This is a genomic window from Mesorhizobium sp. M0615, assembly GCF_040320805.1.
GTDB lineage: Bacteria > Pseudomonadota > Alphaproteobacteria > Rhizobiales > Rhizobiaceae > Mesorhizobium.
This window is the reverse complement of sequence record NZ_JAMYQI010000001.1, coordinates 117,748-141,677: the sequence shown is the minus strand read 5'-3', so window position 1 is coordinate 141,677 and position 23,930 is coordinate 117,748. Positions and strand designations below refer to the sequence as shown.

At 64.5% G+C, this 23,930-nt stretch carries 24 protein-coding genes; 12 read left to right on the top strand and 12 right to left on the bottom strand.

Annotation, left to right across the window (positions count from 1 at the left end; translation table 11 throughout):
* Positions 1-6 precede the first annotated feature (6 nt).
* On the top strand, positions 7-861 hold the full coding sequence (gene choW, locus NKI46_RS00745; protein ID WP_023669995.1) for a choline ABC transporter permease subunit: 855 nt from the start codon (positions 7-9) through the stop codon (positions 859-861).
* Entirely contained in the window at positions 858-2,039 is a 1,182-nt protein-coding gene (gene choV / locus NKI46_RS00740) for a choline ABC transporter ATP-binding protein (RefSeq protein WP_023737796.1), read from the top strand. Before choW ends, choV begins: the two co-directional genes overlap by 4 nt.
* A 97-nt stretch (positions 2,040-2,136) precedes the next feature.
* Here the strand turns inward: choV and NKI46_RS00735 are convergent, their stop codons facing one another.
* Positions 2,137-4,167, bottom strand: a complete 2,031-nt coding sequence (locus NKI46_RS00735) for a transcriptional regulator (RefSeq protein WP_050593095.1) — start codon at positions 4,165-4,167, stop codon at positions 2,137-2,139.
* A gap of 202 nt (positions 4,168-4,369) precedes the next feature.
* Between NKI46_RS00735 and NKI46_RS00730 the strand changes: the two genes are divergently transcribed.
* Positions 4,370-5,455, top strand: a complete 1,086-nt coding sequence (locus NKI46_RS00730; RefSeq protein ID WP_023825370.1) for a PLP-dependent cysteine synthase family protein — start codon at positions 4,370-4,372, stop codon at positions 5,453-5,455.
* A gap of 19 nt (positions 5,456-5,474) precedes the next feature.
* Positions 5,475-6,950 (top strand): pyridoxal phosphate-dependent decarboxylase family protein, encoded by a 1,476-nt coding sequence (locus NKI46_RS00725; protein ID WP_352744283.1) that lies wholly within the window; start codon positions 5,475-5,477, stop codon positions 6,948-6,950.
* 18 nt (positions 6,951-6,968) lie between these two features.
* On the opposite strand, the gene NKI46_RS00720 is transcribed toward NKI46_RS00725, so the two are convergent.
* From NKI46_RS00720 to NKI46_RS00710, 3 genes are all read right to left on the bottom strand, one after another.
* Complete coding sequence (locus NKI46_RS00720) at positions 6,969-7,373, bottom strand: YciI family protein (RefSeq protein WP_352744280.1); 405 nt, start codon at positions 7,371-7,373, stop codon at positions 6,969-6,971.
* A gap of 93 nt (positions 7,374-7,466) precedes the next feature.
* Entirely contained in the window at positions 7,467-8,876 is a 1,410-nt protein-coding gene (locus NKI46_RS00715) for an ATP-binding protein (RefSeq protein WP_023670001.1), read from the bottom strand.
* On the bottom strand, positions 8,873-9,589 hold the full coding sequence (locus tag NKI46_RS00710; protein WP_023670002.1) for a response regulator: 717 nt from the start codon (positions 9,587-9,589) through the stop codon (positions 8,873-8,875). Before NKI46_RS00710 ends, NKI46_RS00715 begins: the two co-directional genes overlap by 4 nt.
* A 258-nt stretch (positions 9,590-9,847) precedes the next feature.
* Here NKI46_RS00710 and NKI46_RS00705 point away from each other — a divergent pair, with 258 nt between their 5' ends.
* The 4 genes from NKI46_RS00705 (at position 9,848) to clpS (ending at position 11,361) form a co-directional block, all read left to right on the top strand.
* A complete protein-coding gene (locus tag NKI46_RS00705; RefSeq protein WP_023705925.1) occupies positions 9,848-10,150 on the top strand; it encodes a hypothetical protein in 303 nt (100 codons plus the stop codon).
* A gap of 39 nt (positions 10,151-10,189) precedes the next feature.
* Positions 10,190-10,420 (top strand): hypothetical protein, encoded by a 231-nt coding sequence (locus tag NKI46_RS00700; protein ID WP_023670004.1) that lies wholly within the window; start codon positions 10,190-10,192, stop codon positions 10,418-10,420.
* Positions 10,421-10,574: 154 nt separating this feature from the next.
* On the top strand, positions 10,575-10,922 hold the full coding sequence (locus tag NKI46_RS00695) for a hypothetical protein (protein WP_023728268.1): 348 nt from the start codon (positions 10,575-10,577) through the stop codon (positions 10,920-10,922).
* A gap of 133 nt (positions 10,923-11,055) precedes the next feature.
* Positions 11,056-11,361, top strand: coding sequence for an ATP-dependent Clp protease adapter ClpS (gene clpS, locus NKI46_RS00690; protein ID WP_023705923.1), 306 nt, complete (start codon positions 11,056-11,058; stop codon positions 11,359-11,361).
* A gap of 44 nt (positions 11,362-11,405) precedes the next feature.
* Here the strand turns inward: clpS and NKI46_RS00685 are convergent, their stop codons facing one another.
* The 4 genes from NKI46_RS00685 to NKI46_RS00670 form a co-directional block, all read right to left on the bottom strand.
* Entirely contained in the window at positions 11,406-13,490 is a 2,085-nt protein-coding gene (locus NKI46_RS00685) for a hypothetical protein (RefSeq protein ID WP_352744276.1), read from the bottom strand.
* Positions 13,491-13,697: 207 nt separating this feature from the next.
* Positions 13,698-16,523 (bottom strand): DUF4159 domain-containing protein, encoded by a 2,826-nt coding sequence (locus NKI46_RS00680; protein ID WP_352744274.1) that lies wholly within the window; start codon positions 16,521-16,523, stop codon positions 13,698-13,700.
* Positions 16,520-17,434 (bottom strand): DUF58 domain-containing protein, encoded by a 915-nt coding sequence (locus NKI46_RS00675; protein WP_352744271.1) that lies wholly within the window; start codon positions 17,432-17,434, stop codon positions 16,520-16,522. Before NKI46_RS00675 ends, NKI46_RS00680 begins: the two co-directional genes overlap by 4 nt.
* The gene (locus NKI46_RS00670) at positions 17,434-18,438 is read right to left on the bottom strand and encodes an AAA family ATPase (protein WP_023670009.1); all 1,005 of its coding nucleotides are present in this window, start codon (positions 18,436-18,438) and stop codon (positions 17,434-17,436) included. The genes NKI46_RS00675 and NKI46_RS00670 overlap by 1 nt, the downstream gene beginning before the upstream one ends.
* 144 nt (positions 18,439-18,582) lie before the next feature.
* Here NKI46_RS00670 and NKI46_RS00665 point away from each other — a divergent pair, with 144 nt between their 5' ends.
* From NKI46_RS00665 to NKI46_RS00655, 3 genes are read left to right on the top strand one after another with little or no spacing between them, the layout of a single operon-like run.
* Positions 18,583-19,212 (top strand): DUF1285 domain-containing protein, encoded by a 630-nt coding sequence (locus NKI46_RS00665; protein ID WP_352744627.1) that lies wholly within the window; start codon positions 18,583-18,585, stop codon positions 19,210-19,212.
* A complete protein-coding gene (locus NKI46_RS00660) occupies positions 19,212-19,844 on the top strand; it encodes a CoA pyrophosphatase (RefSeq protein WP_023683684.1) in 633 nt (210 codons plus the stop codon). The genes NKI46_RS00665 and NKI46_RS00660 overlap by 1 nt, the downstream gene beginning before the upstream one ends.
* Positions 19,841-21,112, top strand: a complete 1,272-nt coding sequence (locus NKI46_RS00655) for a CCA tRNA nucleotidyltransferase (RefSeq protein ID WP_031199225.1) — start codon at positions 19,841-19,843, stop codon at positions 21,110-21,112. The genes NKI46_RS00660 and NKI46_RS00655 overlap by 4 nt, the downstream gene beginning before the upstream one ends.
* Positions 21,113-21,118: 6 nt before the next feature.
* Here the strand turns inward: NKI46_RS00655 and NKI46_RS00650 are convergent, their stop codons facing one another.
* From NKI46_RS00650 to hemF, 3 genes are all read right to left on the bottom strand, one after another.
* Positions 21,119-21,304: a DUF1059 domain-containing protein gene (locus tag NKI46_RS00650; protein WP_023670013.1), complete on the bottom strand. Its 186-nt coding sequence runs from the start codon at positions 21,302-21,304 to the stop codon at positions 21,119-21,121.
* Between the two features lie 231 nt (positions 21,305-21,535).
* Positions 21,536-21,796, bottom strand: coding sequence for a DUF1344 domain-containing protein (locus NKI46_RS00645; RefSeq protein ID WP_023691597.1), 261 nt, complete (start codon positions 21,794-21,796; stop codon positions 21,536-21,538).
* A 238-nt stretch (positions 21,797-22,034) separates the two neighbouring features.
* Positions 22,035-22,949, bottom strand: a complete 915-nt coding sequence (gene hemF, locus NKI46_RS00640) for an oxygen-dependent coproporphyrinogen oxidase (RefSeq protein WP_023695814.1) — start codon at positions 22,947-22,949, stop codon at positions 22,035-22,037.
* A gap of 275 nt (positions 22,950-23,224) precedes the next feature.
* Between hemF and NKI46_RS00635 the strand changes: the two genes are divergently transcribed.
* On the top strand, positions 23,225-23,482 hold the full coding sequence (locus tag NKI46_RS00635; protein ID WP_023683688.1) for a hypothetical protein: 258 nt from the start codon (positions 23,225-23,227) through the stop codon (positions 23,480-23,482).
* Here the strand turns inward: NKI46_RS00635 and soxR are convergent.
* Positions 23,479-23,925: a redox-sensitive transcriptional activator SoxR gene (soxR, locus tag NKI46_RS00630; protein WP_023691595.1), complete on the bottom strand. Its 447-nt coding sequence runs from the start codon at positions 23,923-23,925 to the stop codon at positions 23,479-23,481. The genes NKI46_RS00635 and soxR overlap by 4 nt on opposite strands.
* Between the last annotated feature and the right edge of the window lie 5 nt (positions 23,926-23,930).

Genomic DNA, 23,930 nt, shown 5'->3' with positions numbered 1-23,930 from the left:
GGCGATATGGATCCGATTTCGAAATTCATGGTCGATCACAAGATACCGATCGGCGCCTGGGGAAAGGCGTTCTTCGGTTTCCTCACCGACAATTTCGACACCGTGTTCAGGGCCTTCTCGAATGGCCTCAATTTCCTGCTCGACGGGCTGGTTGGCATCCTTTTGATGGTGCCGCCGGTGCTGCTGGCGCTGATCATCGCCATCATCGCCTGGCTGCTGCAGCGCTCGCGCCCGCTGGCCATAGGCGTCTTTCTCGGCCTGATCTTCATCATCAACCAGAACCTCTGGAAGCAGACGGTGCAGACGCTGGTGCTGGTCGTGGCGGCCGCCGCCATGGCGATGGCCATCGGCGTGCCGCTCGGCATCTGGGCCGCGCACAAGCCGAAGGTCTACCGCATCATGCTGCCGGTGCTCGACTTGATGCAGACGCTGCCGACCTTCGTCTACCTGATCCCGGTCCTGACCCTGTTCGGTCTCGGCAACGCGCCCGGCCTCATCGTCACCATCATCTTCGTCATCCCGACTGCGGTCCGGCTCACCCATCTCGGCGTCGTCTCGGTGCCGAAGTCGATCATCGAGGCAGGCGAGGCGTTCGGCGCCACCAAACAGCAATTGCTTTGGAAGGTCGAGCTGCCCTCGGCCTTGCCGACCATCATGGCCGGGCTGACGCAATCGATCATGCTGTCGCTGTCGATGGTGGTGTTTGCAGCACTGATCGGCGCCGGCGGCCTCGGCACTGAAATCAACCGCGCGCTCGGCTCGCGCCGCATCGATCTCGGGCTCGAGGCGGGCCTCGCGATTGTCGTACTCGCCATCGTGCTCGACCGAATGACGCGTATCGGCGTTGGAGGCAAGAAATGACCGTCGCCGTCGATTTCAAAAATGTCGATATCGTCTTCGGGTCCGACCAGGCCGGTTCGCTGGCGCTGATCGATGGCGGCGCCACGCGCGCCGAAATCCTCGAAAAGACCGGCAATGTGCTGGGTTGCGCCGGCGCCAGCCTGACCGTCCATGAGGGCGAAATCTCGGTGCTGATGGGCCTGTCCGGCTCGGGCAAGTCGACCCTGCTGCGGGCAGTCAACCGGCTGAATGTGGTGTCGCGCGGCCAGGTGCTGGTCAGGGACGGGGACAATATCGTCGATGTCGTGACCTGCGATCAGGCGACGCTGCGGCGGCTGCGCCAGAAGCAGGTGGCGATGGTGTTCCAGCAGTTTGGCCTGCTGCCTTGGCGTACGGTGGAGGAGAATGTCGGCCTTGGCCTCGAACTTGCCGGCGTGCCGGAGCAAGAGCGCAAGGAGCGCGTGCAACGCCAGCTGAAACTGGTCAATCTCGACCAGTGGTCGAGGAAATACGCGCATGAACTGTCCGGCGGCATGCAGCAGCGCGTCGGCCTGGCCCGTGCCTTCGCCACCGAGGCGCCGATCCTGCTGATGGACGAGCCGTTCTCGGCGCTCGATCCGCTGATCCGCACCAAGCTGCAGGACGAATTGCTGCAGCTGCAGGCGGAGCTGAAGAAGACCATCATCTTCGTCAGCCATGATCTGGAAGAGGCGCTGAAGATCGGCACCCATATCACCATCATGGAAGGCGGGCGCATCGTGCAGACCGGGGCGCCGGAAGACATCGTGCTCAAGCCCGCCAATGACTATGTCCGCGACTTCATCGCCAATGTGAATCCGTTGTCGGTGCTGACCGCCTGGAACGTCATGCGCGACAGCCGCGACCTCGAGCACGGCGATAATGGCTGGGTGTGGCTCGACCGGCGCAAGACGACGCGCTTCAAGATCGACGAGCACGGGCTGGTGGCGGCGGCGGAACGCGACGGCAAACCGGCGGTATGGGTTTCATGCGCCGATGTCGAGGCGCAGCCGGAGGAGACGGCGCAAGTGTTCTGGGCCAATCCCGGGACCTCGCTGAAGACGGTGATGCTGGCCATGCACCGCTCGCAGACGGCACCCGTGGCGCTGTTCGACGACCAGTCGCGCTTTGTCGGGGCGATCGGCATACGCGACGTGCTGAGCGCGGTGTTGCGGCGCTAGATCATGATGAGATTTGGTTGAAATCTCATCATGACCTAACCCTTTGTTGGAGCATGATCTTTTCCAAGAACCGGTACCCACTTTTTGGGATCATGCTCTAAGCCAGACCGATGCGCGTGGCGCCGAGCTTGAACAGGGCTGTGGCATCCCGGTCGAAGCGGAAGGTGTGGATGAAGTCGTCCGCACGGTAGTCCGGAAGCGTCTTGCGGATGGCGGCGGCGAAGTTTTTCGCCTCGTCCAGCCGCCCAGCCAACGCCAGGCAGTGAGCGGCGATCGACAGGATGATGACATGGGCGTTGGGGCGGGCAGCCGCTTTCAGCGCCCATTCGGCTGCCTCGTCGAACTGGCCGAGGCGGACATGCGCCATGGCGCGTGCGCCCAGCATGCCGAACAGCATCGGGTCGAACGGCGACAGATGGCGCGAATGATCCGACGACCCGATCGCCGCTTGCGGGTCGCCCGACTGCGAATGCACGAAGGACAGCGCATAGTGGCCAAGCGCGAAGTTCGGGCTGAGGTCGACGGCTCTTTGCAGTTCGAGCACGGACGCGTCACCCTCGCCGCGTAGCCACAGCGCCCGGCCCATCGCCCAGTGCGCGGCGGGATTATGATCGTCGACCAAAAGGCTCTGGCCGGCCGCCTCAAAGGCAAGCACGCTGTCCTGGTCGCGGTCGCCCCAGCGCTGGAAGGCGCTCTGCCAGTGGGTGAAGGAGAGGCCGGCATAGGCGCGGGTGAAGGTCGGATCCTGCCTGACAGCAATGTCGAAGAAATGCCGTGCGAGGTCGTTCTCGCTGCGGGTGAAGCGATACATGTGCCAGAGGCCGCGATGGTAGGCCTCCCAGGCGTTAAGTGAATTGGGCGCTTTCAGCATGGCGCGGTTGCGCTCGACGGTCTCGATCTCGGATGAGACCGAGGCCACGATGCTGTTGCCGATATCGTCAAGCACGGCGAAAAGATCGTCGGGCTTGCGCTCGAAGGTCTCGGCCCAGACGATCCTGGCTGTGCGGACCTCGACGAGCTCGACGGTGACGATCAGGCGGCCGGTCAAGCTGCGCACCGTGCCGGTGGCGACATAGTCGACATTCAGCCTTCGGCCGGCATCTTCCGGCGCGATGTTCCTTTCTGCCAGCGCAAAGACCGAGCCCCGGGCGATGACAAAGAAGTCCCTGAGCTTGGCGAGGCGGGTGATGATGTCGTGGGTCAAGCCATCGGCCAACCCGCCACGAACGCCGCTGCCGGCGTCTTCGCCAAATGGCATCACGGCCAGCGCAGCCTTGTGCGGCGTCGCGGCTTCGGTGGCGGCAAGCGCGATCGGACTGTGGCCCGCCACCGGCGCAACCGCAGGCTGTGCCGGCAAAGTGGCGCAGTGACGTTCCGCGCGAATGGCAAGCCACGCCTGGCGCACGGGGCCGAAATCCAGCTCTTCCGATTGGAAGAGCGATGCTGCTGCGGCAAGATGGTCCTCGCAGGCACGGAACTGGCCGCGCCGCGCCAGCCTCACCAGGAGTGCGACATGGGCGCTGCTGTCGAACGGGGTCAATTCCAGCCATTTTTCGAGATGGGCGGAGACGTCTTCGGAATCGGCCGGCAGCGTCTTGACCAGATGTTCCAGTATAGCCGCGTAGCAGGAGCCGAAACGGCGGCGCTGCGCGGTCAGCCAGCTGTTGAAGAGAGGGCTGCGGTCGATCTCCAGCCCTTCGAGGAAGTCGCCGACGAACAGGTCGGAGAGCAACTGCAGTCGCGTCGGCTCGAGCGTTTCGATGCCTGCGGCAGCCGCCGCCGCGACATCCAGAACGTCGACTGAGATGCCGTCGAGGTCGAGCGCGATCGTATCGCCCGATGTTTCGATCCTGCGGCGGCCCGGTTCGTCGAGCGCGGCCCGCAGCTTGCTCAGGCACCAGCGAAGCTCACCCCTGGGATCATTTGGAATATCCCACAGCAACTCGCAGAGCTTGCCACGTCCGACCGGATGGGGCGCCAGCGCCAGATAGGCCAGCAGCGCGCGCAGCTTGCGCGATGCCGGCAAGACCACCGGGACGCCGTCGCGCGCAATCGTCGGCGGCCCAAACAGGCGCACGACAACACCTTGATGGCTGCTCGCCAGGCTCGATTCCACGCCAGATACCACGCCTGCTCCCACGCTGACCTGCCGGCCCCTGCTTTACCACCGAGCACGACAAAGTGCACCCGGCTCGCAAAATTTGTGCGCCGAATGTGGTGTTTACCACACTGCCGTACGTCAAGGACCTGTAGTGCGGCAAGGTGTCGAAACCTCGTCGCCCAAACCGCCGGTGTGTAACCGGCCCGTGACCAAAACCAGGAGTTTACCCATGTTGCATCAGCAGAAAATCAGAACCACGGCCGGCCGCGGCCGCCTGTTCGACAGCATTCTCGACACCATCGGCGACACGCCGGTCATCCGCGTCAATAATCTCGGACCGGCGCACGCCACCATCTACGTCAAGGCCGAGTTCTTCAATCCGGCGGCGTCGGTGAAGGACCGGCTGGCGCTCAACATCATCGAGGAAGGTGAACGCACCGGCGCGCTCAAGCCAGGACAGACCATCGTCGAGGCGACCAGCGGCAACACGGGCATCGGTCTTGCCATGGTCTGTGCGCAGAAGGGCTACAAGCTGGTGGTGACGATGGCCGACAGTTTCTCGGTCGAGCGCCGCAAGCTGATGCGGATGCTGGGCGCCAAGGTGGTGCTGACGCCGCGCGCGGAGAAAGGCTTCGGCATGTACAAGAAGGCGGTGGAACTGGCCGAAGCCAATGGCTGGTTCCTGGCCCGCCAGTTCGAGACCAAGGCCAACGCCGACATCCATGAAGCAACCACGGGACGCGAGATCGTCAACGATTTCGCCGGCTCGCGGCTCGACTATTTCGTCACCGGCTACGGCACCGGCGGCACCGTCGCCGGCGTGGCGCGGGTGCTGCGCCGCGAGCGGCCTGAGACCCGGATCGTGCTCACCGAACCGGCCAATGCGCAGCTTGTCGGCAGCGGCAAGCCGCAGATGCGTGGCGCCGGCGGAGCGCCGGCCGCCAGCCATCCGGCTTTCGAACCGCACCCGATCCAGGGCTGGACGCCGGATTTCATCCCGCACGTCCTGCAGGAGGCCATCGCTGGCAACTTCTATGACGAGGTGATGCCGATCGCCGGGCCGGAGGGCATGAAATGGGCCAAGGCGCTGGCGCAGCAGGAAGGCATCTTCACCGGCATTTCCGGCGGTTCGGCTTTTGCCGTGGCGCGCCAGATCGCCGGCACAGCGCCGGCCGGATCGGTGATCCTGTGCATGCTTCCCGATACCGGCGAACGCTATATGTCGACGCCGCTGTTCGATGGCATTGAGGCCGAGATGAATGCGGAAGAGCTTGCTCTCTCGCGCTCGACGCCCGGTTGCCAGTTCCCGGCATGATGACGCGGGAGCAATCTGCATGGACGCGATGCCTGGACACTCGGCTACCAGTACCGAGGAAACGCTTGACCCCTCGGACTGGGCCGATGTGCAAAGCCTGTCGCATCGGATCGTTGACGATGCCGTCGCTTACCTGCGCGATGTCAGGCAACGGCCGGTGTGGCAGGAGATGCCTGGAGATGTGAGGGATTTCTTCACCGCCTCGCTGCCGCAATCGCCGACCCCGCTTGCCGACATCTATGGCGATGTCGTGAACAAGGTGATGCCCTATCCGATGGGCAACATCCATCCGCGCTTCTGGTCCTGGTATATGGGGTCGAGCAACTTCACCGGCGCGCTCGGCGATTTCCTGGCGGCAATCCAGGGCTCCAATCTCGGCGGCGGCAATCATGCCGCCGCCCTGATGGATGGACAGGTCGTCGACTGGTGCAAGCAGATTACCGGCATGCCGGCTTCGGCTAGCGGCACGCTGGTCAGCGGCGGTTCGATGGCCAACATCATCGGGCTGACCGTGGCGCGCAACACCAAGGCCGGCATCGACGTGCGCGAGCACGGCGTTGGAGCCATCGAAAAGCCGTTGCGTTTCTATGGCTCGGACCAGGTCCATTCCTGTCACCGCAAGGGGATGGAAGCGCTCGGCCTCGGCAACAAGGCGCTGCGGCGCATTGCCAGCGACGCCGGACTTCGCATCGACATCGAAGCTTTGCGGGCGGCGATATCGGAAGATCGCGCGGCCGGGTTCAAGCCGGCCTGCATCATCGGCAATGCCGGCACTGTCAACACCGGCGCCATCGACGATCTGCAGGCGCTGGCCAAGCTGACGCATGAGGAGGATCTCTGGTTCCATGTCGACGGCTGCATCGGCGCGCTGATCGCGATCGCGCCCGAGAATGCGCATCGCGTCGCCGGCATCGAATGGGCCGATTCCATCGCGCTCGATCCGCACAAATGGCTGCATGCGCCGTTCGAGGCAGGCTGCGCGTTGGTCAGGGATGCCTCGGCGCATCGCAAGACCTTCGCGGTGACGCCGGAATATCTGGAATCGACACCGCGCGGCCTCGCCTCCGGCCAATGGCTGCACGACTATGGCCTGCAGACGACACGTGGCTTCAAGGCACTCAAAGTGTGGATGGCGTTGCGAGAACACGGTGTCGAAAAATTCGGCCGCCTGATCGACCAGAACATTGCGCAGGGGCAGTATCTCTCAGGGCTGATCGCGGCCGAGTCAGCGCTCGAACTGACGGCGCCGACCAGCATCAACATCGTCTGCTTCCGCTATCGCGCGGATGGTCTCGATGGCGAGCGCGCGAAAGCGCTCAACACCGAGATCATGCTGAGGCTGCAGGAAGACGGAACCGCCGCCATTTCCGATACCACGGTGCAAGGCCGGCATTGCCTCAGGGTGGCGATCAACAACCACCGGACCCGGCGCGAGGATCTCGACCTTCTCGTCGCCGAAACGGTCCGCCTGGGCAACGAGATCGCTTCTGCCTGACCGGCCATGGGGTAGTTCTCAGCCACTGGCGGCCTCCTTTAAATCGCTCTCCGTAGCGGGAAACGTCACGCCGGGAAGGTAAAATGTGATCGGCCGGATTTCGTAGACTGCCGAGGGATTCACGCGGCGCAAGTCGCGCGCAGCCGCAATCGCCGCCTCCTGCGTGGCGCAGTCGAGGACATAAAGACCCAGCAATTGTTCCTTGGTCTCGGCAAACGGCCCGTCGATGACGGTGCCTTCGCCCGGACCGCGCAGCGTGACGGCCTCGGCGGTCGCGCCCAGTCTTGCCGCCGGCCCAAGCTTGCCTTCGCGGGTCAGCCTGGCGTTGACTTCGAGCAGGTCGTGCATCAGCGCCGCATCCTGCTGCGGCGTCAGGGACTGGATGGTCTGTTCGACGTGATAGGCCAGGATGGCGTAAAACATGCGGCGATCTCCTCCTGTTCGAGCGGCCGCACTATTGCAAGGGCGGGTTGGTTGATCCACCCCCGGAGCCCATCGAGACGCTAGTCTGCTGCCTTATGCCGCCAGCGGCAGGCTGAGCTCCGTCAGCAGGCCGCCGCGGGGATGGTTGGACAGGTTGACATCGCCGCCGGCGGCACGCGCAATGTTGCGGGCAATGGTCAGGCCGAGGCCGAGGCCGCCGGTCTGGCGGTTGCGCGATTGCTCCAGCCGCACGAAGGAACCGAACACCTGATCGAGCTGCGCCTGCGGTATGCCCGGCCCCTCGTCGCGGATAACCAGCGTGACCGTGCCGTCCGACTGCCGCAGGCTGACATGGGCTTTCTTGCCGTAGGTCACGGCATTCTGGACCAGATTGTTGACGCAGCGCTTGAGCGCCACCGGCCGCGCCATGCAGATCATGCCACGCGGCCTGGCGCCGTCATGGTCGAACGTGACGTCCTCGAAACTGTCGGCGATGGATTCCACCAGCGACCAGAAATCGATCCGCTCGCTCTTCTCCTCGGTGACTTCGAAGGTGGCGAAGTCGATGACGGAGCTGGCGATGCTCTCGATGTCGGCGAGGTCGTGGGCGAGCGCCTCGCGCGCCGTCGATCTGCGCAACAGTTCGAGGCGCAGCCGCATGCGGGTCAGCGGCGTGCGCAGATCGTGGGCGAGCGCGGCGGCCAGATGTTCGCGGTCCTCGACATAGTCGCGCAGCCTCACCTGCATGGCGTTCACGGCTTTGGCCGCGGCGCGGATTTCGCGGCTGCCGGTCTCGGCGATCGGCGGGCTCTTCAGGTCCGTGCCGATCCGGTTGACCGCCGTTTCCATCATCCGATAGGGCGCCGTCAGCCGGCGCAGCGACCAGATCGACATGATCACCACCAGGGCCGCGATCAGCGAATAGAGCGGCAGGCTGTCGAAGCTCAATATCGGTCCGACCGGCGTGTTGGGCTCGGTGAAATTCAGCCATTGGCCGTCGGCGAAGCGGACAGATGCCGTCAGCTTGTCGCTCTGGGCGAAGCTGGCCGCCAGCGATAACAGGTCACGCTCCACCGCGCCGACATCCTTGGTCACGGCCACACCGCCAGGCGCGTTGGCTGCCTGGGTTGCCGGATCGCGTCGGACGCGGGCGTCGGTGATGCCGAATTTCGACAGCCGCCCGACCAGGATGTCCTCGAGTTCGGCCAGTTCGTCGTCGCCGGCGATCGACGAGGTGACCGCGGGCGTGTCCGACACGGTCAGCGCATAGGTGGCGTTGAACAGACCGGAGGCCGTCAGCTTGCGCTGCTCCGGCGTGTCGTCATGCATCAGCTGCACCAGCGAATAGGCGCGGTCGTTAAGCCGGTAGAGATCGACCTCGTCATTGGCGACGGCGCGATCGCGCGAGACGATATAGAGCGTAGCGACCTGGCTGATCAGCAGGCCGGCAATGACGATGAGCAAAACCCAGACCGGCAGGGTTTGCGGCAGGAACCGTCTCATTCGGAGGTGGTCTCGGGCAGGAACTGGTAGCCGCCGCTGCGCACGGTCAGGATCAGTTTCGGCGTCTTGGGGTCGTCTTCCATCTTGCGCCTGAGACGGCTGACCAGGATGTCGATACTGCGATCGAAGGAATAGTCGCTGTCACCGCCGGAAAGCTCGATGAGCTGGTCGCGGGTGAGCACGCGCTGCGCGCTTTTGACGAAGGTCTGCAACAGGTTGAACTCCGCCATCGTCAGCTCGACCCTGACATCGCCCGGCGCCATCAGCCGCCGGCGCGAGCAGTCCATCGTCCAGCCGGCGAAATGGTAGATTTGCTTGGTGGTGGCGCGCTTCGGCTCAGCAGCACCATTGCGCCTCAAAACGGCGCGGATGCGGGCCAGCAGCTCGCGCGGATCGAAGGGTTTGGGCACATAATCGTCGGCGCCCATTTCCAGGCCGACGACGCGGTCGGTGGTCTCGGTCACCGCCGTCAGCATGATGATCGGCGTCGAGTAGCTGGCGCGCAGGTCGCGGCAGAGCTCCAGCCCGCTCTTTCCCGGCAGCATCACATCAAGCACGATCAGGTCTACCTGCGTGCGGCGCAGTATGTCTTCCATCTCGACGCCGTCGGCGGCAACCGTGGTGCGCAGGCCCCGCTTCTGGAAGAATTCCTGAAGCAGGTCGCGAATGCCCTTGTCGTCGTCGACGATCAGTATGTGCGCATCGGATTTCACGGCGATCCTGTCATTGCTGGCGGCCGGTCGGCGGCTGCCTTCTGAGTCTGCTTCTGTGGCGTCACCCACACGATAGAATTCTGGCCACATGTTGGCCAGCGGCGATGATCGCCCGCAAAGCCGATTTGCCAGAAACAGTCCAGAAACAAAATTCTATAGTCCGGAAAAAGTCCCGAAAAGAATCAAGGGCATAAAGGGTGCCGTGGCGGTCAGGACATCGGCTGCGACGCGAAGTCTCCGGAGTAACGGACATTACCGATGCACAGGTTCACGATCAGCTTGATGGGTGCGCTGCTCAGCATTCCGCTCGTCACAGCCGCGATCGGAGCCACAACCGCAAAGGTGACGCCGATCACAAGGAGCGAGCGCTGCATCGATCTCAATCGCCAGGTAGACGAAGCCCTCGAAACCCATGCCGCGGCAACGCAGGTCACCGCGGCGAAAGCACTGCAAAGAAAGGGAAACCGGTTCTGCGCCAACAAGAAACAGGCACAGGGTATCCGGATGCTCGCGAACGCTTTGAAGCTGCTTGGAGTGACACCGATCGACCCGGTTCAGTGACACTCGAAACTCGACCCGCACAAAGAAGGAAATGAAGCCATGAAAAAGTCCATCCTCTCCGCCACCGGTCTCGCCGTCGCTCTCGCTTTCGCAATGCCGGCTCTGGGCAATGCCGCTGCCACCACGACCGCTGCTCCGGCTGCTTCCACGACCACCGCTCCGGCGACCACGACCGCCAAGCCCCCGGTGAAGAAGGTTGTCGCCAAGAAGCCCGTCAAGAAGCACAAGAAGGCGAAGAAGGTCGTCAAGACGGACGCCCCGAAGGCCTGATCCAGACAGCCAACAGGCTTGTCTGTAACAAGGCCGCTCCAGCACCCCCCGGCTGGAGCGGCCTTGTCGTGTGAGAGCATGATTACCCGTTGATGGGTGCCGGCCACCCAGATCTTTAACCCGTTTGCAATGCCGGTCCGGTAGGACAGCCCGCATGAAGAAGCGGCTTTCATCCATTCTGCGCTCGATGGCCATCGGCGGCCTTGTCGCCTCGGCAATGGTCAGGGTGCTGGTCCAGTTTACCGCCAGCCCGGTGCCCGATCCGGTGAGCGGGCGCACGGAGCCGTCGCTGTTTGCACCGGCAATCTCCAGCAGCTGGCAATACATCACACCATGGCAAAGCCTGCTGCTTACCGTGATCACCGGCGCGGCGCTGGCCTGCTTCTTCGGCTGGCTCGCGGTCGCCTGGGTCGAATACAAGGCGGCCGGATCAAGGCCGGATGCGGCATCCAGCGCACGGCAATTCCAGGCTCGTCGCGTCGCCAATCGCCAGGGCCGTTGAACCGCAGCATACACTTCCTAAATTTGTGAACGGCAGCACTTCCGGGAAGCCGGTTTGGCGCGCCGATCAAAATGGACGACGGCTTTCCCCCATGACAAAGTGAGAGCGACCCCTCGCGCGATACCGGTTCCCGATGCCTGAAATCAGTTCCAAACCCCGCACCAAGACCAAGCCGCAGACCGAGCGGCCGAAGCTCTACAAGGTCATCCTCATCAATGACGATTTTACGCCGCGCGAATTCGTGGTGACGGTGCTGAAGGGCGAGTTCAAGCTCAGCGAAGACCAGGCTAACCGGGTGATGATCACCGCGCACCGGCTCGGCGTTTGCGTCGTTGCCGTCTTCACCAGGGATGTCGCCGAGACCAAGGCGACACGGGCTACCGATGCCGGCAAGGCCAAGGGCTACCCGCTGCTGTTTACGACGGAGCCGGAGGAGTAGGTTGAGCGTCTTTCTCCCCCTATAGTGACGGGGAGAAGGGATCCTCACCTTCCTTCTCTATACCACATCGCGCCCATGGCCAGCAGCAGCAGGCAAAGGCCGAGGAAGCCGCCGAACAGGGGTACGCGCGAGACGGCTTTGAGCACGCTGTCGTCGGTGCTGCGCAGGCCGATCCAGTCTGCGCCCGAGGCCGCACCGGAGGCGCGGACCGGGACGATGGAGGGCAGGGCGACACTGCCGGTGAGCTGGCCAAGGGTGGAGGAGGCCGCCAGCCGGCGCACGCTGCCGCCGGTGGCCTCAGTCGGAGCCTTCAACCGGTCCTCGGTGGAGACGACGTCGGAGAATTCCGGCGCGTTGACCGGGCCGACATGGGCGAGTGCGGTCAGGTCACCATTGCCGATCTGGTAGAGGCCGATCTCCTTGGTCTCGATGCTGCCCAGGAAAACGCCGGGTTCGGACTTCTCCAGCTTGACGATCAGCGCCTTGCCCGAAGGGGTGATCACCTGCGCCGGGCCGGGATCGTCGCTCATCGTCTGGCGGCGGATTTCAAGCATCATGCCGCGGCCGTCGGCGGTCAGCCGCTCTTCCTCGAGTTCAGGTTCCTTCATCAGCCAGTGGGCGATGCGGCGGTAAAGCTGGACATGCGGCCCGCCACCCTCGAAGCCGCGCGCCCATAGCCAGCCCTGATCGGACAGAAGCATGCCGACGCGGCCTTCGCCCTTATGATCGAGCAGAAGCAGCGGGCGGTTGTCGGCGCCCTTCATCACCACTTCGCCTTCGGGGTTCTGCACGCCGATGGTGCGGAACCAGCGGCTCCAGCGCGGCGGCTCGGTCGCCGAGCCGTCGAGGCCGCGCGTCACCGGATGGCGCTGGCCGAGATCGGTGAGGCGCGGATAGAAGGCCTTGTCGATGACTTCGCCGGTCGGCATTGCCGGCAGCGACGACATTAGCGGGGTGCGGGCGATCGAGGCGTCGCCGGCATATTCCGGCCCGGCGGCAATCAGCAGCGCGCCGCCCTTTTCGACATATTCGGAGATGTAGTCGTAATAGAGGATCGGCAGCACGTCGCGGTGCTGGTAGCGGTCGAAGATGATGAGATCGAAATCCTTGATCTTCTCGACGAACAACTCGCGGGTCGGGAAGGCGATCAGCGACAGTTCGTTGATCGGCGTGCCGTCCTGCTTTTCCGGCGGCCGCAAAATGGTGAAATGGACGAGATCGACCGAGGCGTCGGATTTCAGCAGATTGCGCCACGTGCGCTCGCCGGCATGCGGTTCGCCGGAAACCAAAAGCACGCGCAAGTTCTCGCGGATGCCGTCGATCAGCGCGATGGCGCGGTTGTTGGCGTCGGTCAGTTCGCCCGGCTCGCGGTCAATGGAGAGTTCGACGATGTTGCGGCCGGCGCCGGGGATGGTCACCTGCAGCGGCATCGCCTGGCCGATGGTCGCCTCTTCGACCGCGACCTGCTCGCCATTGACCGAGACGCGGACATCGACCGGGCCGGTTTCGCCGTCGGTGGCGATGACGCGGTAGGTCATGTCGAGCGGCTTGCGGACGAGGCCGAAGCGCGGCGCGTTCTCGAAGCGGATGCGGCGGTCCTTCTCGTGCTCGTTGCCGGTGATCAGCGCGTGCAGCGGCGCATTGAAGTCGGGGGCGGCCGGTGCGTCATGCACCTCGCCATCGGTGATCATGATGGCGCCACCGATGCGCGAGGGCGGCACGTCGCGGAAGGCGCCTTCAAGCGCTGCAAAAAGCTTGGTCTCGGTGCGCTCGTCGGCGGCTTCCGACTTGCCGGCCTCGACGACGCGGACGTCGAACTGCTTGAAGCGGCCAAGGCGCTGCTGCAAACCGGCAAGCGCTTCGTCGGTCTGTTTGGTCCGGTCGCCGATATCCTGGCTCTGGCTGCGGTCGACGATGACGGCAACGACGCTCTTCAGCGCCTCGCGCTCCTCGTCGAGGAAGACCGGATTGAGGAGTGCTGCGCCCAGCGCAATCAGCGCCGCGAAGCGGAAGATCGCGCCGCGCTGGCGAAACCACAAGCCGACAGCCGCCAGCACCAGCAGCGGTGCGAGCACCAAAGCCAGCAAGGGCCAGGACAGCAGCGGTTCGAAGGAAATCGACCAGTTCACCGTTTACCCTCCCCCTTGTGGGGAGGGTCGATCCGCGTAGCGGAGCGGGGTGGGGGTAGGCGACAGAGCGCTAGCGCTGCACCCCCACCCCGGCTCACTGTCTTCGCTTCGCTGCGGTAGCGAGCCGACCCCCCCCACAAGGGGGAGGGTGAGGCTGCGCCGCCGGCGCCAGACAGGATCGAGACGAAATTAGCCAATGCCGCCATCCTACTGCCCCAGCCGTTCGAGCAGGATCGGCACGTGCACCTGGTCGGATTTGTAGTTGCCGGTCAGCATGTACATCATGATGTTGACGCCGGCGCGCAGCGCATAGATGCGCTGCATCGGATCCGATGGCACGGTCGGCAAAAGCGGGTCACCATTCTCGTCGACGGCCCAGGCGCCGGCAAAATCATTGGCGGTGATCAGGATCGGCGAGACGCCGTCGCCGACGCGTACCGGCCGATTCTCGGCGTTGCTGGCCTCGAGCGAGGCTTCCACCCAGAGCGGGCTGCCGGAGAAGCGGCCGGGAAATTCGGGCAGGATGAAGAAGGATTTGGTCAGCACATGGTCGGCGGGCACCGGCTCCAGCGGCGGCACGTTGAGATTGCCGAGAATGTCGCGCAACCGTTCCGTCGCCGGGCTCGCCGAATCCGCACCGATGCCGTTGGCGAACTGGTCGCGCGTGTCGAACAGCACCGTGCCGCCCTGCTGCATATAGGCGTCGATGCGGGCGATCGCGGCTTGGCTCGGCATCGGCGCGGAGGGATCGATCGGCCAGTAGATCAGCGGATAGAAGGAAAGCTCGTCCTTCGAGATATCGACGCCCGCCGGCGCGCCCGGCTCGAGCGCGGTCTTCTCGATCAGGAAGCGGGTCAAGCCTTCGAGCCCTGCGCGGCTGATCGAATCGTCACCGGGCACACCGGTCAGCACATAGGCGATGCGGGTTTTGGCAATGTCCTCGATAGCGGCGGCATCGCCGGGCTTGGCGTCGTCAGCGCGGGCGAGGTCGGCATGGCCAAACAGCATGCCGAGGCCAAGCAGCAGCGCAGCCGTCGTTGCCGCGGCCGATCGGGCGCGGCGCGGTCGGCGCGACATCAGCCCGCCCATCCAGAACACCGCCAGCGTGTCGAGCAGCATAAGCACAAGGGCCCCTGTGACCAGCGATCCCTTGAGGTCGCGCGATTCATCGAAAGCGTACTGGATATTGGTCACCGGCACTGTGAATTGCGGGCGCACCAGCGGCGCGAAGGCGGTGGCCGGGTCGAGCAGATTGTGGGCGAAAACGCCGGTTTCCGAACCATAGAGGCCGGGCGGGTTCTCGAACGTCACCGGCAGCGAGCCGGCGCCAGGGACCAGCGGTCGTGCGTCCGGCGTCGGCGGCACCAAAGTGCCGTCGGCGGCTATCATGCGATAAGGCGCCAGCGACGTAGCAGCGGCTTCAGCGTTGGCAACCGCCGCACCCTGGTTGCGCGACAGTTGCACAATGCGCCGCAGCATCTCGACGAAGCTGCCGGAGATCGGCAGCGTCGACCATGTCGCTTCCGGGGTGATGTGGAACAGAACCAGCGTGCCCTTGCCCTTCTTCAACCCGGTCACCAGCGGGGTGCCATCGGCAAGAGTTGCCCAGGTGCGTTCGACGATGTCCGGCGTCGGTTCGGCCAACACCTGCCGGCTCACCGTGACCTCGGCCGGCGGTGCGAGGTCGGCGAACAGGCCGTTCTTCGGGAATTCGGTCACCGCTTGCGGCGTCGTCCATGACAGCGCGCCGCCAAGCGAGCGCTCGCCGGTGCGCAGCCTGACCGGCAACAGATCATCGTCATTGCCGGCGGCGGCCAGCCGCGAACCGGCAAAGCGCACCAGCGTGCCGCCATTGTCGACCCAGTCGACCAGCCGCTGATGGACCTGCGGCGGAATGGTACCGATATCGGCCATGACGATCATCGCCGGCTTCTGGTCGAGAAGCTGCGGGATGGCGTCGGCGAGATCGACGCTCGACGGTTCGACCAGATCGGCGAAAGGCTGCAGCGCGCGCCTGATGTAATAGAGCGGCGACAGAAGCGGCTGCGCTTGGTCGGCCTCGGCCTGCGATAAAAGTCCGACGCGGCGGCGCTTGGAGCTTTCGTCGAGCACGCGCACCGCACCTGCCTGGCGTTCGCCGTCGAGCGCGATCGAGGCGAAGTCGTTGCGCAGTTCGAACGGCACCGCCATCGTGCCGGTGGCGGTGGTCTCACCCGGCGCGAAGGTCAGCGTCGCGTCGGCGATGCGGCGGCCCTTGTCGTCGAAGGCGCCGGCGGTGACTTGTGCCGGCGCCGGGTCGCCGGGCGCGCGGATGGCGGTCAGGGCGAAGCCGTCGACCTCGTTCTCGGCGCCGGTGAGCCCAGTCAGCGCCAGCCGGTCGGAATCGGCCCAGACGACACGGGCGGCGTTTTTCGACAGCAGTGTGTTGAAGGCGGCCTCGTCGCCTTTTGCCGCAAGGCCGTCGGCGAGAACGGCAACGCTGGCGCCGGGCAAGGTTTCCAGCACGCCGGCGACGCGGGCATAGACAGCGGGTCGGTCGGTCGGGATCGGCCTCGGCTTGGCGGCGCGCAGCCGGTCGAGGGCAGCCGCCGCATCGAAGGGGCCGATCTCGGCGTTCGGCTTTTCGGCGGTGAAGGCGATGACGACCGGTACGCCGTTCGAACCGGCATCGGCGATCAGCCGCTGGGCGGTGGCGACGCGCTTGCCCCAGTCGGCGGCACTCGCCCAGTCATTGTCGATGACGAGCGCCAGGGCGGCGCCCTCGGCCGGCAATTTTTCGCGCGGATTGAAAACGGGTTCGGCTAATGCCGCGACGACAAGGGCTGCCATCAACAGCCGCAGCAGCGTCAGCCACCACGGGCTCTGCTGCGGCGTTTCCTCGCGCTTCAGCACGCGAGCGAGGATCTTCAGCGGCGGAAAGATTTCGGACTGCGGCTTGGGCGGTGTGAGCCTGAGCAGCCACCAGATCACCGGCAGCGCCAGCAGGCCCCACAACACCATGGGAGCGCCAAAGGAGAGCGGCAGCCAGCTCATGCGCCGGCCTTTCCCACGAATGCGCCATCGGCGGTCATCGCCATGTGGATGCGCACCAACGCCTCGGAAGCGAGGCGGTCGGTGTGGTTGACGGTGTAGCTCCAGCCGAGGCGCTTGCACCAGCTGGCCAACTCCTGGCGGCGGGCGGTGTAGAGCAAGCGGTATTCGTCGCCGAGCATTTCGGCGCGGCCGGCGGTCAGCTTGTCGCCGGTCTCGGGATCGGTGAATTCGGTGCGGCCGGCATAGGGAAAGGTCTCCTCCGCCGGATCGGCAACCTCGATCAGATGCGCACGCACGCCATGCCGCGCCAGCACATCGAGCCATTCCATGGTCTCCTCGACCGGGTCGAGGAAATCGCTGACGACGACGATGTCGCAGAAGCGGCGGATGGCGGACAGGTCAGGCTTTGCCGGCGGGTCGGCGGCGTGCATCAATTGCGCCGCGATGCGCTCGGCGCCGTTGCGGGCGGTGAACGGATCGGTCAGGCCGGGCCAGGCGATGCGCTCGCCGCTGCGAGATAGCAATTCGGCCATGGCCAGTGCCAGCACCAGCGCGCGCGATTCCTTGGAAACGCTGGCGCCAGTCGATTTGTAGAGCATGGAGGGCGATGGGTCGGCCCAAAGCCACACCGTGTGGGCTGCTTCCCATTCGCGGTCGCGCACATAGGTGTGGTCGTCGCGGGCCGAACGGCGCCAGTCGATGCGCGAGGAATCGCCTTCGACATAGGGGCGGAACTGCCAGAAATTCTCGCCGATGCCGCGCTTGCGGCGGCCATGCCAGCCGGCAATTACCGTGTTGACGATACGGCGCGCCTCGACCAGCAGGTCCGGCACCAGCGAAGCCCGCAACCGGCCCCTGGCGAGCGCGTCGCGCGTCGCTGCCGGTGCCTGGACTTCGCCGATACGCGCCATCAGATTCCTTTGGCCAGTTTCGCCACCACGTCGCGCACGGTCGTGCCCTCGGCGCGCGCGGCAAAGGTCAGCGCCATGCGGTGCTGCAGCACTGGTTCGGCCAGCGCGCGGATATCGTCGACCGACGGCGCCAGCCGCCCGTCATAAAGCGCGCGCGCACGGGCGCACAGCGTCAGCGCCTGGCTGGCGCGCGGGCCGGGACCCCAGGCGACATGCTTGTCGGTCTCGGCATTGCCCTGGCCGGGACGCGCCGAACGCACCAGTTTGAGGATGGCGTCGACGACGCTTTCGGGCACCGGCATACGGCGGATCAGCGTCTGGATTTCCCTCAGCCGCGCCGGCTGCAGCACGTTTTGCGCCTTGGCGTCCTCGATGCCGGTGGTCTCCAGCAGAATGCGCCGCTCGGCCTCGATTTCGGGATAAAGGATGTCGACCTGCATCAGGAAGCGGTCGAGCTGCGCTTCGGGCAGGGGATAGGTGCCCTCCTGCTCCAGCGGGTTTTGCGTCGCCAGTACATGGAAGGGCGCGGGCAGGTCGTGGCGAATGCCGGCGATGGTGACGTGATATTCCTGCATCGCCTGCAGCAGCGCCGACTGGGTGCGCGGCGAGGCGCGGTTGATCTCGTCGGCCATCAGCAATTGCGCGAAGATCGGGCCGGAGATGAAGCGGAAGGAGCGCTTGCCGGCCTCGTCCTGTTCCATCACCTCTGAGCCGAGAATGTCCGACGGCATCAGGTCGGGTGTGAACTGGATGCGGCGCGAATCGAGGCCGAGCACGACACCGAGCGTTTCGACCAGCTTGGTCTTGGCAAGGCCGGGCACGCCGACCAGCAGCGCATGGCCGCCGGCAAGCAGCGCCACCAGCGTGCGCTCGACCACCACTTCCTGGCCGAAAATGACGCGGCCGACGCCGTCGCGCACCCTGGAAATATCGGCCAGCGCCGTCTCGGCCTGGGCGATCATGTCCTTTTCGCTGATTGGGCTTTCCTTGACCATTACGCTCATGCCGCATCGATCCTTGTGCTGGAAGTACCGGCTTGCACTGTAGAGCCTTAGAATGCCGCGATTCGGCTTCGCCTGGCGCCTACGAATGAATTTAAATCACAGACTTAGGCTGACAAGCGGAACAACAGTGACTATTTCGTGACCATGACGGAGCGCTCCGAACATCGCGAACACAGCCTTGCTGCCGCAACCGAGGCGCGCGGTCTCGAAGCGTTGATCTCGCGTGCGGCTCGCGCCGGCAAGGGCGCGGCGCCGGTGGAGCGCTGGAACCCCGACTTTTGCGGCGATCTCGACATGGAGATCAAACAAGACGGAACGTGGTTCTATCTCGGCACGCCGATCGGCCGCATGCCGCTGGTGCAGCTGTTTTCCAGCGTGCTGCGCAAGGACGAGGATGGCAGGACCTATCTGGTGACGCCGGTCGAACGGGTCGGCATCCGCGTCGTGGACGCGCCTTTCATCGCGGTTGAAATGGATGTTTCCGGCGCCGGCGCCGAGCAGACCATCACTTTCCGCACCAATGTCGGCGATGTCGTCGAGGCCGGACCTGGCCATCCGCTGCGCTTCGTCGACGAGAACGAGACCGGCGGCCTGAAGCCCTATGTGCTGGTGCGCGGGAGGCTGGAAGCGCTGGTGGCGCGGCCGGTGATGTACGAACTAATCGAGCATGGCGAGGAGATCGATATCGGCGGCAAGACGATGTTTGCCGTGCGCTCGAAAGGCGAAATCTATCCGATCATGCCGGCGGAAAAACTGAAGCGGCTGAGCGCATGATGGATCAGGTGAGGCCGCCGCCGTTTTCCACAGCGGATTTTCGCGCGCGGGTCGCGGCGCAAGCTGAAGCCCATGCCGGCGACGATTATGGCGATCATCGCTTCAACCCCGGCCATCCACGGTTGACGCAGCTCAAAGCGCTGCGCGACGCCGCGGTGCTGATCCCGGTCGTCGATCATGGACGCGATGCGACCGTGCTTTTGACCAAGCGGGCGGAAAAACTGCGCAGCCATTCCGGGCAGGTGGCTTTTCCTGGCGGCACCATTGATCCCACCGATGCGACCCCGGAAGCAGCGGCCTTGCGCGAGACCTTCGAGGAGATCGGCCTCGGCCATGACCGCATCGAGATCATCGGCCGCATGCCCGATTATGTCGCCGGCAGCGGCTATCGCATCGCGCCGGTGCTGGCGATCGTCGAGCCCGGTTTTACGCTGTCGCTCAATTCCGACGAGGTCGACGCCGCCTTCGAAGTGCCGCTTTCGTTCCTGATGGATCCGGCCAACCACACCAGGGACAGCCGCATGTGGAACGACCTGGAATGGTTCTTCTACGATATGCCCTATGGCGGCCAGCGCATCTGGGGCGTCACCGCCGGCATCATCCGCACGCTCTATGAAAGGCTCTATGCTTGAGTGATCCGATATCGCTGGCGGGCAGAGCCGACTGGCTGGGTGAAAAGCATCTGCAGCGGCTGCTTGCCGTGCTGGCGCAGGGCGGCGAGGAAGCCCGCATCGCGGGCGGCGCGGTGCGCAATGCGCTGATTGGGCAGCTGGTCGCCGATATCGACGTTGCTACCACTTGCCTGCCCGAGGAAACCGTTCGCCGCGCCGAGGCGGCGGGCTTCAAGGCGGTGCCGACCGGCATCGAGCACGGCACGATCACGGTGATTGCCGGCGGCGCGCCCTATGAGGTCACCACGCTGCGCGCCGACATCGAGACCGATGGCCGCCGCGCCAAAGTGTCGTTCGGCCGCGACTGGAAGGCCGACGCCGAACGGCGCGATTTCACCATCAACGCGCTCTATGCGGAGGCTGACGGGACCGTCGTGGACCTGGTCGGCGGCGTCGGCGATATCGAGGCACGAAGGCTGCGCTTCATTGGCGATGCCGAGCAGCGGATCCGCGAAGACTATCTGCGCATCCTGCGTTTCTTCCGCTTTTTCGCCTGGTATGGCGAGGGTCGGCCCGATGCCGAGGGATTGAAGGCCTGCGCCCGGCTCAAGGACGGTCTCGCCCATCTCTCGGCCGAACGCATCTGGTCCGAGCTGAAGAAGTTGTTATCGGCCCCAGATCCGTCGCGCGCCTTGCTGTGGATGCGCCAGGCCGGCGTGCTCACCAGCGCCCTGCCGGAAAGCGAGAAATGGGGCATCGATGCCATTCATGGGCTGACCAAGACAGAGAAGGATCTGGGCTGGGCGCCGGACCCGCTGCTCAGGCTGGAGGCGATCGTGCCGCCCGATGCGGCGCGGATGAAGACACTGGCCGAGCGGCTGAAACTTTCGACCACTGAGGCGGAGCGCCTGCGCCACTGGGCGCTGACGGCTGCCGTCGAGCCCAAGACAAGCGAAGCGGAACTGGCCAAGAAACTCTATTCCGGCGAGCGCCAGGGTTTTCTCGATCGCCTGCGGCTGTCGCTGGCGTCGGCGCGAGCGCGGGCTCTCGAGGACAATGACGCGCTGGTTCAGGCCGGCGGGTTTTCGCGCCTGCTCGCTTTTGCGCTGAAATGGGAAAAACCGGTGTTCCCAGTCAAGGGCGGCGATCTGACGGCGCTTGGCGCGTCGCCGGGGCCAATACTCGGTGCGATCCTGAAAAACCTGGAAAAGGAATGGATCGGGTCCGGCTTTGCGCTCGATCGCGACGCGCTGCTGGAGCGCGCCGCGGAAGCCTTGAAGGCCAGATAGGACTGCTCAGGCCGCGTCGCGAACTTTCTCGATGCGCGAGCGGATCGCCTCGATCATCGTCTCGCGGATGACCGTTTCGCCATGTGTCTCGCGCATATGGTCGACGGCGCGGCGCATGACCTCGGCTTCCTCACCGGCACGCGTGTGCCACTCACAGCCGGGAACCAGCGAGCCGCAATGGAATTCCTTCATGGGATTTTCTCCTTTTCCTCCTTGGAGCCTGTGCCTCTCATGGGCACACGAAGCTCGCCATCTCTGTTCCGCGCCCTGTCACAGCAGTCAGTTTCGGGGGCGCGCACGGGGGAGTTAGCATAACACGGTTCCACGAGTTTGGTTGCCGTGGGGGCGAAAAAGGCGGAGCAGCGCTGCTCCGCCCCCTCTTGTCAGGCTAAGCCAAGGCAAGACAGTTCGGTCTTGTCCCCATCACTTCACGATCTTGACGGACTCGGCAACCTTGTTCTTGCCGCTCATGTCCCAGGAAACGCGGACCTTTTCGCCGGCCTTCAAGCCTGGATCCTTGAAGGTCTGGGGCAGCGTGAAGGTGGATCCATCGTCCAGAACAAGGCTCATGGCCGTGCCGTCATAGGTCTTGACCGTGCCCGTGGTGTGCTTGACCGCGGCAAAGGCAATCGAGCCGGAAGCGAGAAGGGCAGCGGCGGCTGCCGAAACAATGAGCTTTCGCATGTAATACTCCTGGAAATGCGGGCATCCGTTTGGAAAATGCTCCGCCTTGTTCAGGGCCGTCCGGTAGCGTCGTGTCGCGGTTCGGGACTGAACCGCCGGCGCTTCCCGGCCCGAAACGACAAATAGTCGTTTTATTTCAATTGCCTATTAGACGAAAAAGATAATGGCGATGCCACATTGGCTGCCCAGATTCGGCGAATGGGACGTCAATGCGGCTCACGTTTCGCTCACCGATTTTTTACGGCCACCTGACCTCCGGCGGCAGGCTGGACAGGATCGAAGCGACATTGCCGCCGGTCTTCAGGCCGAAGATGGTGCCGCGATCGTGAAGAAGGTTGAATTCGACGTAACGGCCGCGGCGAATGAGCTGCTCGTCGCGGTCGTCGTCGGTCCAGTTCTCGTTGAAATGGGCGCGAACCAGGTGTCCGTAGACGACAAGGAAAGAACGCCCGACATCCTGGACGAAGTTCAAATCGGCATTCCAGCCGCCTTTCTCCTCCCCCGAATGCAGCCAGTCGAAAAAGATGCCGCCGACGCCGCGCGGCTCGTGGCGGTGCGGCAGATAGAAATACTCGTCGCACCAGGCCTTGAATTTGGGGTGGTCGGCGATCGCAGCGTTCTTCTCGCAGGCGAACTGCATGGCTCGATGGAAGGCGACCGTGTCGGGGTGATCTTCCGTGCGGTTGCGGTCGAGCACCGGCGTCAGATCGGCGCCGCCGCCAAACCAGTGGCGCGACGTCACGACCATGCGGGTGTTCATGTGCACGGCCGGCACGTTGGGGTTCCAGGGATGCGCGATCAACGAAATGCCTGATGCCCAGAAGCTCGGGTCTTCCTCGGCGCCGGGCATCTGCTTCCTGAATTCGGGCGAGAATTCGCCATAGACGGTCGAAGTATGGACGCCGACCTTCTCGAAGACGCGGCCGCGCATCATCGCCATGGCGCCGCCGCCGCCCTTTCCATTGTCGCGTTCCCACGGCGTCTTCTCGAAGCTGCCGGGCGACCATTCGGCCAGTGGTCCCTGCAGTTCCTGTTCGATCTGCTCGAAGGTTGTGCAAATGCGCTCGCGCAGCGTCTCGAACCAGAGCCTAGCCTTCATTTTCTTCTGTTCGATGTCGGGTGGCAGGCCTGCCGGTATTTCTGGTCGTTCCAAAATGCTGTCTCCGGTCGCGGCCGACAAAGGACCTAGTGGAGTGAATTTGACATTTGCACACAGCGTGGCGCAGGGCACGATGCAAATGTCAAATTCGAAAACTCCACCAGAAACATAAACTTGCTAGTGGTCCTTGTGATTCCAACATTCGCAACGGCGCCTGGGGATTAGGGAGGCGAATGTTGGAATCGGACCACTAGCCTTTTCCGGGCGCGATCCCTAATCTCTTAGGGGCAAGGGTCAAGTGTCATCTGGTTCGGCCCAGGAGTTCTTTCATGCGCACGCCGGCAAGACCGCCGCTGCATGGCCTGAAGAAAAGGCTCGATCGTTCACGCGCCGAGCGCGAGCGCATGCCGCGTGACGGGTTTTTGCGCGAGACCTTCGTCCTGCCGCGCCCGGATGCGCGGCTCAAGGCCAAGGAATGGTTCGAGCGTTTTCCCAAGCAGGCCTACTGGACCGAGATCGAAAGCTGGTTCGAGCGGCCGGGCGACGTAATCGAATTCACCATACGGCGGCTGCCCGCGGCGGATTAGGATTCCACAAGCAGTCGCCTTGCGCCCGGCCCTTGCGCACTCAAGCGATCTTCCCTGTTTCGCAGCGGGCATTTGTCGATCGACATGCAGCCGCAGCCGATGCAGTCGGTAAGGCCGTCGCGCAGCTTCTTTAGCTGAGTGATCTTGCGATCGAGGTCGTCGCGCCAGCCGGTCGACAACAGGTTCCAGTCCTCGCGCGTCGGGGTACGGCCTTCTGGCAGCGATTCAAGTGCGGCGCCGATCTCGGCCAGCGAGATGCCGACCTCCTGGGCGATCCGGATGATCGCCACCCGCCGCAGCACGTCGCGGCCATAGCGCCGCTGGTTGCCCGACGTGCGGTGGCTGCGGATCAGCCCGCGCGCCTCGTAGAAATGCAGCGCCGACACCGCCACGCCGCTGCGCATGGCCAACTGGCCGACCGTCAATTCCTTTACCGGAGCCATCTCGA

Excerpts from the sequence above, each read along its gene's own strand:
- choW (WP_023669995.1), top strand. The coding sequence starts at position 7 with ATGGATCCGATTTCGAAATTCATGGTCGATCACAAGATACCGATCGGC.
- choV (WP_023737796.1), top strand. The coding sequence starts at position 858 with ATGACCGTCGCCGTCGATTTCAAAAATGTCGATATCGTCTTCGGGTCC.
- NKI46_RS00730 (WP_023825370.1), top strand. The coding sequence starts at position 4,370 with ATGTTGCATCAGCAGAAAATCAGAACCACGGCCGGCCGCGGCCGCCTG.
- NKI46_RS00725 (WP_352744283.1), top strand. The coding sequence starts at position 5,475 with ATGGACGCGATGCCTGGACACTCGGCTACCAGTACCGAGGAAACGCTT.
- NKI46_RS00720 (WP_352744280.1), bottom strand. The coding sequence starts at position 7,373 with ATGTTTTACGCCATCCTGGCCTATCACGTCGAACAGACCATCCAGTCC.
- NKI46_RS00715 (WP_023670001.1), bottom strand. The coding sequence starts at position 8,876 with ATGAGACGGTTCCTGCCGCAAACCCTGCCGGTCTGGGTTTTGCTCATC.
- NKI46_RS00705 (WP_023705925.1), top strand. The coding sequence starts at position 9,848 with ATGCACAGGTTCACGATCAGCTTGATGGGTGCGCTGCTCAGCATTCCG.
- NKI46_RS00700 (WP_023670004.1), top strand. The coding sequence starts at position 10,190 with ATGAAAAAGTCCATCCTCTCCGCCACCGGTCTCGCCGTCGCTCTCGCT.
- NKI46_RS00695 (WP_023728268.1), top strand. The coding sequence starts at position 10,575 with ATGAAGAAGCGGCTTTCATCCATTCTGCGCTCGATGGCCATCGGCGGC.
- clpS (WP_023705923.1), top strand. The coding sequence starts at position 11,056 with ATGCCTGAAATCAGTTCCAAACCCCGCACCAAGACCAAGCCGCAGACC.
- NKI46_RS00680 (WP_352744274.1), bottom strand. The coding sequence starts at position 16,523 with ATGAGCTGGCTGCCGCTCTCCTTTGGCGCTCCCATGGTGTTGTGGGGC.
- NKI46_RS00675 (WP_352744271.1), bottom strand. The coding sequence starts at position 17,434 with ATGGCGCGTATCGGCGAAGTCCAGGCACCGGCAGCGACGCGCGACGCG.
- NKI46_RS00670 (WP_023670009.1), bottom strand. The coding sequence starts at position 18,438 with ATGAGCGTAATGGTCAAGGAAAGCCCAATCAGCGAAAAGGACATGATC.
- NKI46_RS00665 (WP_352744627.1), top strand. The coding sequence starts at position 18,583 with ATGACGGAGCGCTCCGAACATCGCGAACACAGCCTTGCTGCCGCAACC.
- NKI46_RS00660 (WP_023683684.1), top strand. The coding sequence starts at position 19,212 with ATGGATCAGGTGAGGCCGCCGCCGTTTTCCACAGCGGATTTTCGCGCG.
- NKI46_RS00650 (WP_023670013.1), bottom strand. The coding sequence starts at position 21,304 with ATGAAGGAATTCCATTGCGGCTCGCTGGTTCCCGGCTGTGAGTGGCAC.
- NKI46_RS00645 (WP_023691597.1), bottom strand. The coding sequence starts at position 21,796 with ATGCGAAAGCTCATTGTTTCGGCAGCCGCCGCTGCCCTTCTCGCTTCC.
- NKI46_RS00635 (WP_023683688.1), top strand. The coding sequence starts at position 23,225 with ATGCGCACGCCGGCAAGACCGCCGCTGCATGGCCTGAAGAAAAGGCTC.
- soxR (WP_023691595.1), bottom strand. The coding sequence starts at position 23,925 with ATGGCTCCGGTAAAGGAATTGACGGTCGGCCAGTTGGCCATGCGCAGC.